The 15996-nt window shown below is 70.2% G+C and carries 1 protein-coding gene (cut by a window edge); it reads left to right on the forward strand.

Annotation, left to right across the window (positions count from 1 at the left end; all coding sequences use genetic code 11):
- Positions 1–15996: the 5' portion of a type I polyketide synthase gene (locus MTQ01_RS13435; RefSeq protein WP_247490078.1), read on the forward strand. 15726 nt of this gene lie beyond the right edge of the window; only the first 15996 of its 31722 coding nucleotides appear in the window; the start codon lies at positions 1–3; its stop codon lies beyond the right edge, outside the window.

Here is a 15996-nt window from a genome sequence, read left to right on the forward strand (position 1 = left end):
ATGGCAAGCTCCGAAGCCAAGCTCCGCGACTACCTCAAGAAGGTCACCGCCGATCTGCGCCGCACCCGGCAGCGGCTGGAGTCGGTCGAGGCACGGGACGGCGAGCCCATCGCCGTCATCGGCATGGCCTGCCGTTTCCCCGGCGGGGTCCGCTCGCCCGAGGACCTGTGGCGCCTGGTCGCCGAGGGCACCGACGCCGTCGGCCCGCTCCCCGCGGACCGCAGCTGGGACCTGGACGGTCTCTACGACCCGGACCCCGGCACCTCCGGCAAGAGCTACGTCCGCGAGGGCGGATTCCTGCACGAGGCGGCCGACTTCGACGCCGACTTCTTCGGGATCTCGCCGCGCGAGGCCCTCGCCATGGACCCCCAGCAGCGGCTCATCCTGGAGACCGCCTGGGAGGCCGTCGAACGCGCCCGGATCAGCCCCGCCGCGCTCCGCAACACCGACACCGGCGTCTTCGTCGGCGGCGCCGACACCAACTACGGCTCCGTGGCCCGCACCGCCGACGAGACCGAGGGGCACAACCTCACCGGCGGAGCCATGAGCGTTCTGTCCGGCCGCATCTCCTACACCCTTGGTCTCGAAGGCCCCGCGGTCACCGTCGACACCGCCTGCTCCTCCTCCCTCGTCGCCCTCCACCTCGCGGTCCGCGCCCTGCGCGCGGGGGAGTGCTCTCTCGCCCTGACCGGCGGCGCCGCCATGATGCCGACCACCGAACTCTTCACCGAGTTCTCCCGGCAGCGCGGCCTCGCCGCCGACGGCCGCTGCAAGCCGTTCTCCGACGCCGCCGACGGCACCTCCTGGGGCGAGGGCGTCGGCGTCCTCCTCGTCGAGCGGCTCTCCGACGCCCGCCGCAACAACCACCCCGTCCTCGCCGTCGTGCGCGGCTCCGCCGTCAACCAGGACGGCGCCAGCAGCCGCCTCACCGCCCCCAACGGCCCCGCGCAGCGCCGCGTCATCGAGGCTGCACTCGCCGACGCCCGGCTCGCCGCCGACCAGGTCGACGCCGTCGAGGCGCACGGCACCGGCACCACCCTCGGCGACCCCATCGAGGCCCAGGCCCTCCTCGCCACCTACGGCCAGAACCGCCCCGAGGGACGCCCGCTGCACCTCGGCGGCATCAAGTCGAACATCGGCCACGCGCAGGCCGCCGCCGGTGTCGCCGGCGTCATCAAGATGGTCATGGCCATCCGCCACGGTCTGCTGCCCGCCACCCTCCACGTCGACAGCCCCTCCTCCCGCGTCGACTGGACGGCCGGCTCCGTCGCCCTCCTCACCGAGGCCACCGACTGGCCCGACACCGACCACCCCCGCCGTGCGGGCGTCTCCGCCTTCGGCATCAGTGGCACCAACGCCCACGTTCTGCTCGAACAGGCCACCGAGGCGCCCACGGAGGACACCGACGCCCCCGAGGCCCCCGCCGCCTCCGACGCAGCTGCCGCCTCCGACGCTTCCGACGCCTCCGACGACGGGGCGCCCGCCACCGTCCCGGCCGCGCTCGTCGGACCGGCCGTCATTCCCTGGCCGCTCTCCGCGCGTTCCGCCACCGCCCTGCGCGACCAGGCCACCCGCCTCGGCGCCCACCTCACCACCACCACCCCGCCGCCGCGCCCCGTCGACATCGCGCTCTCCCTCGCCACCAGCCGCGCCCCCTTCCCCCACCGCGCGGTCGTCCTGGCCACCGACCCGGAGACCACCGCCGCCGCCCTGACCGCCCTCGCCGAGGGCGAACCCCACTCCGCCGTGGTCGAGGACTCCGTCCGCAGCGGTGGTACGGCGTTCCTGTTCTCCGGTCAGGGTTCGCAACGCCTCGGTATGGGGCGTGAGTTGTATGGGCGTTTCCCGGTGTTCGCGGAGTCGTTCGATGCGGTGTGTGCCGGTCTTGACGCGCATCTGGAGCGTCCGTTGCGCGAGGTGGTGTGGGGTGAGGACGCCGATGTCCTGAACCGTACGGAGTACGCGCAGGCGGGTCTGTTCGCTGTCGAGGTGGCGCTGTTCCGTCTGGTCGAGTCGTGGGGTGTGCGGCCGGAGTTCGTTGCCGGTCACTCCATCGGCGAGGTTGCCGCGGCCCACGTCGCCGGGGTGTTCTCCCTGCCCGACGCCTGTGCTCTCGTCGCCGCCCGTGGTCGTCTGATGCAGGCGCTTCCCGAGGGCGGTGCGATGTGGGCGATCGAGGCGACGGAGGCCGAGGTCCTTCCGCACCTGGAGTCGGTTGAGGGTGTGTCGGTGGCTGCGGTCAACGGGCCTTCGTCCGTGGTGGTTTCGGGTGTGGCGGCTTCTGTGGAGGCGGTCGCCGACCACTTCCGGGAGCAGGGTCGCCGGGTCAGCGCGCTGCGTGTCTCGCACGCCTTCCACTCGCCTCAGATGGACCCGATGCTGGACGCGTTCCGCGAGGTTGTCGAGGGTCTGTCGTTCGGGGAGCCGCGTTTGCCGGTGGTCTCCAACGTGACCGGCCGTCTCGCCGAGGCGGGCGAGTTGACCACTGCGGACTACTGGGTGACCCATGTCCGTGAGGCGGTCCGTTTCCACGACGGGATCACCGTGCTCGTCGAGCAAGGTGCCGCTCGTTTCCTGGAGTTGGGCCCCGACGGCGTACTCAGCGGCATGGCGCGGACCAGCGCGGGAGAGGACAGCGACGCCGCCTTCGTCCCCCTGCTGCGCAAGGACCGGGACGAGGAGACCACCGCCCTCACCGCCCTGGGCCGACTCCACGCCACCGGTGTCGCCGTCGACTGGACCGCCCTCCTCGCCGGAACCGGCGCCCGGCTCACCGACCTGCCGACCTACGCTTTCCAGCACGAGCGCTACTGGCCGGTGCCCAGCGTCACCGTCGGCGCGGACGTGGAGTCCGCCGGACTCCGGGCCGCGGGACACCCCCTGCTCAGCGCTGCCGTCGAACTCTCCGACACCGGCGGCCTGTTGCTCACCACTCGGCTCTCCCTGCGCACCCACCCCTGGCTCGCCGAGCACACCGTCATGGGCAACGTCCTGCTGCCCGGCACGGCCTTCGTCGAACTCGCCGTCCGGGCCGGTGACGAGGTCGGCTGCGAGCGTGTCGAGGAACTCACCCTCGCCGCCCCGCTGATCCTGCCCGCCCAGGGCGGAGTCCAACTCCACCTGCACGTGGGCGCCGCCGACTCCACCGGTCGCCGCAGCCTGACCGCCCGCTCCCGCGCGGAGGGGGCCGACGACCCGCACTCCTGGACCGAGCACGCCACCGGCGTCCTCGTTCCCGGCGAACGCACCCTCGAGTTCGACTCCACGGTCTGGCCCCCGGCCGACGCCGAACTCCTCGACATCAGCGGCCTCTACGAGCGCATGGCCGACGGCGGCTACGAGTACGGTCCGCTGTTCCAGGGGCTGCGTGCCGCCTGGCGGCGCGGCGACGACGTCTTCGCCGAGGTCGCCCTGCCCGACGGTGCCGACGGCGACGAGTTCGGTCTGCACCCCGCGCTGCTCGACGCCTCTCTCCAGATCTCGGCCCTCGCCGGCCTCGCCAGGGGCGTCGTCCCGTTCTCCTGGGAAGGGGTGTGTCTGCACGCCTCCGGCGCCCGCGCCGTGCGGGTCCGCATGACCCGCACCGGCGACGCGTCCGCGACCGTCGCCGTGGCCGACGCGGACGGCGCACCGGTCGCCAGCATCGAGAACCTGGTGCTGCGCGCCGTCGATTCCACGCCCTCGGCGGCGGATGTCCTGACCCGTGACGCACTCTTCCAGGTCGACTGGGTCCCGGCCGCCGACGCCGAACCCGGAACCGCTCCGGCCGCCCTGCTGGGTGCCGATCTTCCGGAGTTGCCGGGTGTTGGTTTCGCGGATCTGGAGGCGTTGTCGGTTGTCGAGGAGGTTCCGGCGACGGTGCTCGTCGGTGTGAGCGCTGGTGCCGGTGCCGGTGCCGGTGCTGGTGTTGTTGGTTCGGTGCATGAGGTTGCCGGGCGTGTTCTTGGCCTGGTGCGTTCCTGGCTTGCCGAGGAGCGGTTCGCTGGTTCTCGGTTGGTGTTGGTGACGTCGGGTGTGGTGGACGGCGTCGATCTGGCTGGTGCGTCGGTGTGGGGTCTGGTGCGTTCGGCGGTGTCCGAACACCCTGGCCGGTTCGCTCTGTTGGATCTGGCGGAGGGTTCGGACCCTGCTCTGGTTCTGTCGGCTGTCGCGACCGGTGAGCCGGAGACGGCTGTCCGTGACGGCCGTGTCATGGTGCCCCGTCTGGCCCGGGTGTCCGCGGGTGAGACCGACGGTCCGGAGTGGGGTCGTGGGGACGGGTGTGTCCTGGTGACGGGTGGTACGGGTGGTCTGGGTCGGGTCATGGCCCGTCATCTGGTCGCCGAACACGGTGTGCGGGATCTGTTGTTGGTGAGTCGCAGTGGTCGGTCGGCCGAGGGCGTGGAGGAGTTGACGGCGGAGCTGTCGGCTTCGGGCGCACAGGTCTCGGTCGAGGCGTGTGATGTCGCGGACGCCGGCGCGGTCGCGGAGCTGGTGTCGCGGTACGAGGTGCGTGCGGTGGTGCACACGGCCGGCGTTCTCGACGACGGCACCGTCGAATCACTGACCCCCGAGCGGCTGGCGAAGGTCCTGCGTCCGAAGGTGGACGCGGCCTGGAACCTCCACCTGGCGACCGAGGTCCTGGACCTCGACGCCTTCGTCGTCTTCTCCTCCCTCTCCGGCGTGCTCGGCGGCCCGGGACAGGCCAACTACGCGGCCGGGAACACCTTTCTGGACGCCCTCGCCTGCCACCGCCGCTCCCTCGGCCTGCCCGCGACCTCCCTCGCGTGGGGCCCGTGGACCCAGGACGCCGGCATGATCGGCACCCTCTCCGGTACCGACGTCCACCGCATCGCCCGCGCCGGGCTGCCTGAACTGACCCCTGAGCAGGGCGCCGTTCTCTTCGACGCGGCCCTGACGACCGGCATACCCGCCGTACTGCCCGTCCGCCTCGACCTCGCCGCACTGCGCGAGCAGGCAGACCCGCACCCGATGACGCGCGGCCTGATCCGACGCAGGAACCGTCGGTCCGCTGCCGGTGGTTCGGCTGCGACGGCTGGTTTGGTGCAGCGTCTGGCTGTTCTGGGTGTTGAGGAGCGGCGTGAGGTGCTGCTTGATCTGGTGCGTGGTCAGATCGCGGTGGTGCTCGGTCATGCCGGCATCCAGACGGTCGACCCGGACCGGGTGTTCCAAGACCTCGGGTTTGATTCGTTGACTGCTGTTGAGTTGCGGAATCGGCTTGGTGCGTCGACGGGTCTGCGGTTGCCTGCGACGGTCGTTTTCGACTATCCGACTGCGCATGCTTTGGTCGGTTATTTGTTGGACGAGTTGTTCGGTGTGGTGGAGCCGGATTCTGTGGTGCCGGTGTCGGCGTTGCCGTCGGTGGCGGATGATCCGGTCGTCATTGTGGGTATGGCGTGCCGTTATCCGGGTGGGGTTTCTTCGCCCGACGATTTGTGGCGGGTGGTGTCGGAGGGCGTCGACGCCGTTTCGGATTTCCCGTCGGATCGTGGTTGGGATGTGGAGTCTCTCTACAATCCCGATCGGGATGCGTCGGGTACGACGTATACGCGGTCGGGTGGATTCCTGCATGGTGCGGGGGAGTTCGACGCGGAGTTCTTCGGGATGAGTCCGCGTGAGGCTGTGGCGACTGATGCGCAGCAGCGGTTGTTGTTGGAGACGACGTGGGAGGCGATTGAGCGGACGGGTATTGACCCGGTCTCGCTCAGGGGCAGCCAGACCGGTGTCTTCGCGGGCGTCATGTACAACGACTACGGCAACCTGCTCGTCGACGAGCAGTACGAAGGCTTCCGTGCCAACGGCAGCGCCCCCAGCATTGCCTCGGGTCGCGTCTCCTACACCTTCGGCTTCGAAGGCCCCGCGGTCACCGTCGACACCGCCTGCTCCTCGTCTCTCGTGGCGCTCCACTGGGCGGCGCAGGCGTTGCGTTCGGGGGAGTGCTCTTTGGCGGTTGCCGGTGGTGTGACGGTGATGTCGACGCCGATGACGTTTGTTGAGTTCTCCCGCCAGGGTGGTCTTTCCGCCGACGGTCGTTGCCGTTCGTTCTCTGATTCTGCCGATGGTGTCGGTTGGTCGGAGGGCGTGGGCATGGTGGTGTTGGAGCGGTTGTCGGATGCACGCCGTCTGGGGCACAAGGTGCTTGCGGTGGTGCGGGGTTCGGCGGTGAATCAGGACGGTGCGTCGAATGGTTTGACTGCGCCCAATGGTCCGTCGCAGCAGCGGGTGATTCGGCAGGCGTTGGCGAGCGGTGGTTTGTCGGCGTCCGAGGTGGACGTTGTCGAGGCGCACGGCACGGGCACGACGCTGGGCGACCCGATCGAGGCGCAGGCGCTGCTGGCCACCTACGGTCAGCGGGCGGACGGCGAGGCGCCGCTGCTGCTCGGCTCCGTCAAGTCCAACCTCGGTCACACGCAGGCTGCTGCGGGTGTTGCGGGTGTCATCAAGATGGTGATGGCGATGCGCCACGGTGTGCTGCCGCGCACTCTGCACGTGGACGCACCCAGCTCACACGTCGACTGGTCGACGGGCGAGGTGGAACTCCTCACCGACGACCACGAATGGTCGGGGGAGCGACTCCGCAGGGCCGGTGTGTCCTCTTTCGGTATTAGTGGCACCAACGCCCACGTCATCCTCGAACAGCCCGAGCCGGCCGCCGAGACACCCGACACGGGTGACAGCGTCGCTTCCCCGGCCCCGGGCATCGTGCCCTGGACGTTGTCCGGCCGCACGGACGAGGCCCTGCGGGCACAGGCCGCCCGCCTCCTCTCCCAGGTCGAGGCGGACCCCGCGCTGCGCCCGGCCGACCTCGCACTTTCCCTCGCCACCCAGCGTTCCACCTTCGACCACCGCGCCGTGATCCTGATGGACGGCGACCGGGAGACCGCCGTCCGCGGGCTGGCGGCCGTGTGCGTGGGCGAACCCGACCCCGCGGCCGTCGTCGGTGCCGCCCGTACCGGTGGTACGGCGTTCCTGTTCTCTGGTCAGGGTTCGCAACGGCTGGGTATGGGGCGTGAGTTGTATGGGCGTTTCCCGGTGTTTGCGGAGTCGTTCGATGCGGTGTGTGCCGGTCTTGACGCGCATCTGGAGCGTCCGCTGCGTGACGTCGTGTGGGGTGAGGACGCCGATGTCCTGAACCGCACCGAGTACGCGCAGGCGGGTCTGTTCGCCGTCGAGGTCGCGCTGTTCCGTCTCGTCGAATCCTGGGGCGTACGACCGGAGTTCGTTGCCGGTCACTCCATCGGCGAGATCGCCGCGGCCCACGTCGCCGGTGTGTTCTCCCTGGCGGACGCCTGTGCTCTGGTGGCGGCCCGTGGTCGTCTGATGCAGGCGCTCCCGGAGGGCGGTGCGATGTGGGCGATCGAGGCGACGGAGTCCGAGGTCCTTCCACACCTGGACTCTGTTGAGGGTGTGTCGGTGGCTGCGGTCAACGGGCCTTCGTCCGTGGTGGTTTCGGGTGTGGCGTCGTCTGTGGAGGCGGTCGCCGACCACTTCCGGGAGCAGGGTCGCCGGGTGAGTGCGCTGCGTGTCTCGCACGCTTTCCACTCGCCTCTGATGGACCCGATGCTGGACGCGTTCCGCGAGGTCGTCGAGGGTCTGTCGTTCGGGGAGCCGCGTTTGCCGGTGGTCTCCAATGTGACCGGCCGTCTCGCCGAGGCCGGTGAGTTGACCACTGCGGATTACTGGGTGACCCATGTCCGTGAGGCGGTCCGTTTCCACGACGGGATCTCCGTGCTCGTCGAGCAAGGTGCCGCTCGTTTCCTGGAGTTGGGCCCCGACGGCGTGCTGAGCGGTATGGCGCGGACCAGCGCGGGAGAGGACAGCGACGCCGCCTTCGTACCCCTGCTCCGCAAGGACCGGGACGAGGAGACCACCGCCCTCACCGCACTCGCCCAGCTCCACGTCCTCGGTGCCGCCGCCGACTGGGCCACGGTCCTCGACGGCGCCGGCGGTCGACCCGTCGACCTGCCCACCTATGCCTTCCAGCACGTGCGCTACTGGCCCACCGCGGCCACCGCCTCGACCGGTGACATCCGGATGGCCGGCATCGGCGCCGCCGGCCATCCGCTGCTCGGTGCGGCCGTCGAACTCGCCGACGCCGACGGCCTGGTGATGACTGGACGCCTCTCGACGCGCTCCCACCCCTGGCTCGCCGACCACATCGTCCAGGGTGCCGTCCTGGTACCCGGTACGGCCCTGCTGGAACTCGCCGTCCGGGCTGCCGACGAGGCGGGCTGCGACTCCGTCGAGGAACTCGCCCTGGCCGCACCCCTGGTGCTCCCCGAACGCGGCGCGGTGCGTATCCAGGTGAGCGTCGGCGCCCCCGACGACCGGGGCCGCCGTCCGGTCTCCGTCCTCTCCCGGGAGGACGACGGCGGCGGCGAACGTCAGCCGTGGACCCCGCACGCCACCGGCGTTCTCACCCCTGCCGCCGCACCCGCCCGGTTCGACGCGGCTGTGTGGCCGCCGAAGGACGCCTCCCCGGTCGACCTGACCGACAGCTACGAGCGCCTCGCCGAGGCCGGTCTCCGCTACGGTCCCGTCTTCCAGGGGCTGCGTGCCGCCTGGCGGCGCGGCGACGACGTCTTCGCCGAGGTCGCACTGCCCGACGGCGTCGACGGCGCGGACTTCGGCCTGCACCCGGCCCTCTTCGACGCGGCCCTGCACGCCTCCTTCGCCTTCGGTGACGAGGACGCCCCGAGCGGTGTGCCGTTCGTCTGGGAGGGCGTCTCCCTGCACGCGTCCGGCGCGTCCGCGCTCCGGGTTCAGCTGACCCGCACCGGGGACGACACCCTGGGCGTCCGGCTCGCCGACCCGACCGGTGCGCCCGTCGCATCGGTGGAGTCCCTCACCGTCCGCGCGGCCGGCTCCGGAACCGCGACGCCCGACGCGTCGCGACCCCTGTACCGCGTCGACTGGAAGGCTGTTCCGGCCACTGGTGCACAGGTCGAAGCCGACGCGGTCGCGGTCCTCGGCGACCGGACCGCACGCCTCGGGGACCACGGCTTCGCCCCGTACGCGAGCCTCGAGTCCCTCGCCGCGGCCGACGCCGTACCGGGCGTCGTCCTCGTCGACGTTCCGGAGGGGCGCACCGCCACCGACGTCGTCGAGAGCGCGCACGGTGCCGCCGCCCGGGCGCTGGACCTGGTGAGTTCCTGGCTTGCCGAAGAGCGGTTCGCCGAGTCCCGGCTGGTGTTCGTCACCGCGACCGATCTGAGCGCCGCGCCCGTACAGGGCCTGGTGCGCTCCGCGTCGCTGGAACACCCCGGCCGTTTCGCCCTGCTGGACACCGACGACAGCACGGACCGGGAGTCGCTCCTCGCAGCTCTCGCCGTGGAGGAGACGGAGCTCTCCGTCCGTGACGGCCGTGTCATGGTGCCCCGTCTTGCCCGGGTGTCCGCGGGTGAGATCGACGGTCCGGAGTGGGGTCGTGGGGACGGGTGTGTCCTGGTGACGGGTGGTACGGGTGGTCTGGGTCGGGTCATGGCCCGTCATCTGGTCGCTGAACACGGTGTGCGGGATTTGTTGTTGGTGAGTCGCAGTGGTCGGTCGGCCGAGGGTGTGGAGGAGTTGACGGCGGAGCTGTCGGCTTCGGGCGCACGGGTCTCGGTCGAGGCGTGTGATGTCGCGGACGCCGGCGCGGTCGCGGAGCTGGTGTCGCGGTACGAGGTGCGTGCGGTGGTGCACACGGCCGGCGTTCTCGACGACGGCATGGTGGAGTCGCTGACTCCTGAGCGGTTGGCGAGGGTTCTGCGTCCGAAGGTGGATGCGGCTTGGAATCTGCACTCTGCGACCGAGGGTTTGGATCTCGACGCGTTTGTGGTGTTTTCGTCGGTGGCGGGGACGTTTGGTAGTGCGGGTCAGGGTGCGTATGCGGCGGGGAATGCGTTCCTTGACGGGTTGGTGGCGCATCGGCGTGGTCGTGGTTTGTCGGGTGTGTCGTTGGTGTGGGGTCCGTGGTCTGGGGATGCGGGGATGACGGAGTCGTTGTCGGAGACGGATCGGCGGCGTATTGCGCGTTCGGGTCTGCCTGCGGTGACGGCGGAGGAGGGTGTTGCGTTGTTCGACGCGGCCCTCGTTTCGGGTGAGCCGGTCGTTCTTCCCGTCCGCCTCGACCTCGCCGCCCTCCGCGGCCAGGACGACATCCCCCACCTGCTGCGCGGACTCGTCCGCATCCCCAAGCGCCGTTCGGCTGCCGGTGGTTCGGCTGCGACGGCTGGTTTGGTGCAGCGTCTGGCTGTTCTGGGTGTTGAGGAGCGGCGTGAGGTGCTGCTGGATCTGGTGCGTGGTCAGATCGCGGTGGTGCTCGGTCATGCGGGTGCGCAGACGGTGGACCCGGGTCGGGTGTTCCAGGATCTCGGGTTTGATTCGTTGACTGCTGTTGAGTTGCGGAATCGGCTTGGTGCGTCGACGGGTCTGCGGTTGCCTGCGACGGTGGTCTTCGACTATCCGACTGCGCATGCTTTGGTCGGTTATTTGTTGGACGAGTTGTTCGGTGTGGTGGAGCCGGATTCTGTGGTGCCGGTGTCGGCGTTGCCGTCGGTGGCGGACGACCCGGTCGTCATTGTCGGTATGGCGTGCCGCTACCCGGGCGGGGTGTCTTCTCCCGACGACCTGTGGCGGGTGGTGTCGGAGGGCGTCGACGCCGTTTCGGATTTCCCGTCGAATCGTGGTTGGGATGTGGAGTCTCTCTACAATCCCGATCGGGATGCGTCGGGTACGACGTATACGCGGTCGGGTGGATTCCTGCACAACGCGGGGGAGTTCGACGCGGAGTTCTTCGGGATGAGTCCGCGTGAGGCTGTGGCGACTGATGCGCAGCAGCGTTTGTTGTTGGAGACGACGTGGGAGGCGATTGAGCGGACGGGTATTGACCCGGTCTCGCTCAGGGGTAGCCAGACCGGTGTCTTCGCGGGCGTCATGTACCACGACTACGCCAACCTGCTGGCGGGCCCCGAGTTCGAGGGCTACCAGGGCAGTGGCAGTGCGGGCAGCGTGGCCTCGGGCCGCGTCTCGTACACGTTCGGCTTCGAGGGGCCGGCGGTGACGGTCGACACGGCGTGTTCGTCGTCGCTGGTCGCCATGCACTGGGCGGCGCAGGCGTTGCGTTCGGGGGAGTGCTCTTTGGCGGTTGCCGGTGGTGTGACGGTGATGTCGACGCCGATGACGTTTGTTGAGTTCTCCCGTCAGGGTGGTCTTTCCGCTGATGGTCGTTGCCGTTCGTTCTCTGATTCTGCCGATGGTGTCGGCTGGTCGGAGGGCGTGGGCATGGTGGTGTTGGAGCGGTTGTCGGATGCACGCCGTCTCGGGCACAAGGTGCTTGCGGTGGTGCGGGGTTCGGCGGTGAATCAGGACGGTGCGTCGAATGGTTTGACTGCGCCGAACGGTCCGTCGCAGCAGCGGGTGATTCGGCAGGCGTTGGCGAGTGGTGGTTTGTCGGCGTCCGAGGTGGATGTGGTCGAGGCGCACGGCACGGGCACCACGTTGGGTGATCCGATCGAGGCGCAGGCGCTGCTGGCCACCTACGGTCAGCGGGCGGACGGCGAGGCGCCGTTGCTGCTCGGCTCCGTCAAGTCCAACCTCGGTCACACGCAGGCTGCTGCGGGTGTTGCGGGTGTCATCAAGATGGTGATGGCGATGCGCCATGGCGTGCTGCCGCGCACTCTGCACGTGGACGCACCCAGCTCACACGTCGACTGGTCGACGGGCGAGGTGGAACTCCTCACCGACGACCACGAGTGGTCCGGCGTCGAGCATGTCCGCCGCGCGGGCGTCTCCTCCTTCGGTATCAGCGGCACCAACGCGCACGTGATTCTCGAACAGCCCGAGGGGCAGTTCGAGGAGCGGGCTGTCGCGGAGGTGGCTCCGGTTGTCGGGGGTGTCGTTCCGTGGGTGCTCTCGGGTCGTACGCCGGAAGCGCTGCGGGCGCAGGCCGCGCGGCTCGGCGAGTTCCTGACCGCCGGCGGTGAGAACTCCCCGTGGGACGTGGCGTTCTCGCTGGCGACTCAGCGGGCGGTCTTCGACCACCGCGCCGTTCTCCTCGCGGACGACCGCGACACCGCCCTCGCCACCCTCACCGCCCTCGCCGACGGTGAGCCGAACCCCGCCGTGGTCGAGGACTCCGTCCGTACCGGTGGTACGGCGTTCCTGTTCTCCGGTCAGGGTTCGCAACGCCTCGGTATGGGGCGTGAGTTGTATGGGCGTTTCCCGGTGTTCGCGGAGGCGTTCGATGCGGTGTGTGCCGGTCTCGACGCGCATCTGGAGCGTCCGCTGCGTGACGTCGTGTGGGGTGAGGACGCCGATGTCCTGAACCGCACCGAGTACGCGCAGGCCGGCCTGTTCGCCGTCGAGGTCGCGCTGTTCCGTCTCGTCGAATCCTGGGGTGTGCGGCCGGAGTTCGTGGCCGGACACTCCATCGGCGAAGTCGCCGCGGCGCACGTCGCCGGGGTGTTCTCCCTGCCCGACGCCTGCGCTCTCGTCGCCGCCCGTGGCGGTCTGATGCAGGCCCTCCCCGAGGGCGGCGCGATGACGGCGATCGAGGCCACCGTCGGTGAGGTGCTCCCGCACCTCACCGACAGCGTCTCCGTCGCCGCCGTCAACGGCCCCTCCTCCGTGGTGATCTCGGGTTCCGAGGAAGCCGTCGCCGCGGTCGCCGCCGTCTTCCGCGACCAGGAGCGCCGGGTCAGTGCGTTGCGTGTCTCGCACGCTTTCCACTCGCCGTTGATGGACCCGATGCTGGACGAGTTTCGCGAGGTCGTCGAGGGCCTGACGTTCGCCGCTCCCCGCATCCCGCTCGTCTCCCACGTGAGCGGGGCCCTGGCAGAGCCCGGACAGGTGGAGGACCCCGAGTACTGGGTGACCCATGTTCGTGAGGCGGTCCGCTTCGACGACGGCGTTCGCGCTCTCGCGGAGCAAGGTGTTGCTCGTTTCGTGGAGTTGGGCCCCGACGGTGTGCTGAGCGGTATGGCGCGGACCAGCGCGGGCGAGGACAGCGAGGCGGTCTTCGTACCGCTGCTGCGCAAGGACCGGGACGAGGAGACCACCGCCCTCACCGCCCTGGGCCGGCTCCACGCCACCGGTGTCGCCGTCGACTGGGCGAGCTTCTTCGCCGCTGCCGGCGCACGCGCCGTCGACCTGCCGACCTACGCCTTCCAGCGCGAGCGCTACTGGCCGGCCGTCACCGCGACCCGTCCCGGAGACGTGCGCTTCGCCGGACTCGACGCGGCCGGGCACCCGTTGCTCGGCGCCGCTGTCGAACTCGCCGACGACGACGGTCTGGTGATGACCGGACGACTGTCGACGCAGGCCCAGCCGTGGCTCGCCGACCACGTCGTCCGCGGCACCGTCCTGGTGCCCGGCACGGCGCTGTTGGAGATGGCCGTGCGTGCCGCCGACGAGGTGGGCTGCGCGACCGTCGAGGAACTCACCCTCTCCGCGCCCCTCGTTCTGCCCGAACGCGGCGGCGTCCAGGTGCAGGTGCGGGTCGGCACCCCGGACGAGGACGGCCGCCGCGCTCTCGGCGTGCACGCCCGGGCCGAGGACGGCGACGCGCACACCCCGTGGGCCGTCCACGCCACCGGAGTTCTGGCCCCCGAAGCCGTGTCCCCCACGGACTTCGACGCCACCCTCTGGCCGCCGCGCGACGCCACCCCGGTCGACGTCGGTGAGTGCTACGACCGACTCGCCGAGGCCGGGTTCGCCTACGGGCCGGCCTTCCAGGGGCTGCGTGCCGCCTGGCGGCGGGGCGACGCCCTCTTCGCCGAGATCACGCTCGACGACGAGTCGGACGGCGCCTCCTTCGGCCTGCACCCGGCCCTGTTCGACGCCGCGCTGCACGCCTTCGCGATCGACGACGACGGCCGCGGCGGAGTCCCGTTCTCCTGGGAGGGCGTCGGGCTTCACGCCTCCGGCGCCACCGCCCTGCGGGTCAGGCTCACCCGGGACGCCGACGGCACCATGGGCCTGGAACTCGCCGACCCCGCCGGTGAACCCGTCGCCTCCGTACAGGCCCTGACAGTGCGCCCGCTGGCCACGAGCGAGCTCAACTCCCCGAGCCGCGACGCGCTGTACCGCGTGGACTGGACCCCGGCCACCGCTCCCGCCGACGCGCCTGTGGTGGGACTCCTGGGTGCCGATCTGCCAGAGCTGCCGGGTGTTGGTTTCGCGGATCTGGAGGCGTTGTCGGTTGTCGAGGAGGTTCCGGCGACGGTGCTCGTCGGTGTGGGCGCTGGTGTTGGTGCCGGTGCTGGTGTTGTTGGTTCGGTGCATGAGGTTGCCGGGCGTGTTCTTGGCCTGGTGCGTTCCTGGCTTGCCGAGGAGCGGTTCGCTGGTTCTCGGTTGGTGTTGGTGACGTCGGGTGTGGTGGACGGCGTCGATCTGGCTGGTGCGTCGGTGTGGGGTCTGGTGCGTTCGGCGGTGTCCGAACACCCTGGCCGGTTCGCTCTGTTGGATCTGGCGGAGGGTTCGGACCCTGCTCTGGTTCTGTCGGCTGTCGCGACCGGTGAGCCGGAGACGGCTGTCCGTGACGGCCGTGTCATGGTGCCCCGTCTGGCCCGGGTGTCCGCGGGTGAGACCGACGGTCCGGAGTGGGGTCGTGGGGACGGGTGTGTCCTGGTGACGGGTGGTACGGGTGGTCTGGGTCGGGTCATGGCCCGTCATCTGGTCGCCGAACACGGTGTGCGGGACTTGTTGTTGGTGAGTCGCAGTGGTCGGTCGGCCGAGGGTGTGGAGGAGTTGACGGCGGAGCTGTCGGCTTCGGGCGCACGGGTCTCGGTGGAGGCGTGTGATGTCGCGGATGCCGGTGCGGTCGCGGAGCTGGTGTCGCGGTACGAGGTGCGTGCGGTGGTGCACACGGCCGGCGTTCTCGACGACGGCATGCTGGAGTCGCTGACTCCCGAGCGGCTGGCGAAGGTCCTGCGTCCGAAGGTGGACGCGGCCTGGAACCTCCACCTGGCGACCGAGGGCCTGGACCTCGACGCGTTTGTGGTGTTTTCGTCGGTGGCGGGGACGTTTGGTAGTGCGGGTCAGGGTGCGTATGCGGCGGGGAATGCGTTCCTCGATGGGTTGGTGGCGCATCGGCGTGGTCGTGGTTTGTCGGGTGTGTCGTTGGTGTGGGGTCCGTGGTCTGGGGATGCGGGGATGACGGAGTCGTTGTCGGAGACGGATCGGCGGCGTATTGCGCGTTCGGGTCTGCCTGCGGTGACGGCGGAGGAGGGTGTTGCGTTGTTCGACGCGGCCCTGATTTCGGGTGAGCCGGTCGTTCTTCCCGTCCGCCTCGACCTCGCCGCACTCCGGGCACAGGGCCAGGTACCGCCGTTGCTGAGCGGCTTGATCAGGACGCCGGTCCGGCGGACCGCCGCGGGCGCGGGCTCGGCCACGGCCACCGGTCTCGCCGCCCGTCTCACCGGCCTCGGTGAGACGGAACGCCGCGAGACCATGCTGGACCTGGTGCGCGGTCAGATCGCGGTGGTGCTCGGGCACTCTGGCGCCCAGACCGTCGACCCGAACCGGGCGTTCCGGGATCTCGGGTTCGACTCGCTGACGGCAGTCGAGCTGCGCAACCGGCTCGGTACGGCGACGGGGCTGCGGCTGCCCGCAACCGTCGTCTTCGACTACCCCACCGCCGAACTCCTCTCCGGCCACCTCCTGGACAGCGTCCTCGGCACCGAGGCTGCGACCGCGATCCCGGTGTCGGCGCTGCCCTCGGTGGCGGACGACCCGATCGTCATTGTGGGTATGGCGTGCCGCTACCCGGGTGGGGTTTCCTCTCCCGACGATCTGTGGCGGGTGGTGTCGGAGGGCGTCGACGCCGTTTCGGATTTCCCGTCGGACCGTGGTTGGGATGTGGAGTCTCTCTACAACCCCGACCGGGGCGTGGCGGGTACGACGTATACGCGGTCGGGTGGATTCCTGCACGGTGCGGGGGAGTTCGACGCGGAGTTCTTCGGGATGAGTCCGCGTGAGGCTGTGGCGACTGATGCGCAGCAGCGGTTGTTGTTG

This window comes from Streptomyces sp. XM4193 (assembly GCF_023072595.1).
In the GTDB taxonomy this organism is placed as follows: domain Bacteria; phylum Actinomycetota; class Actinomycetes; order Streptomycetales; family Streptomycetaceae; genus Streptomyces.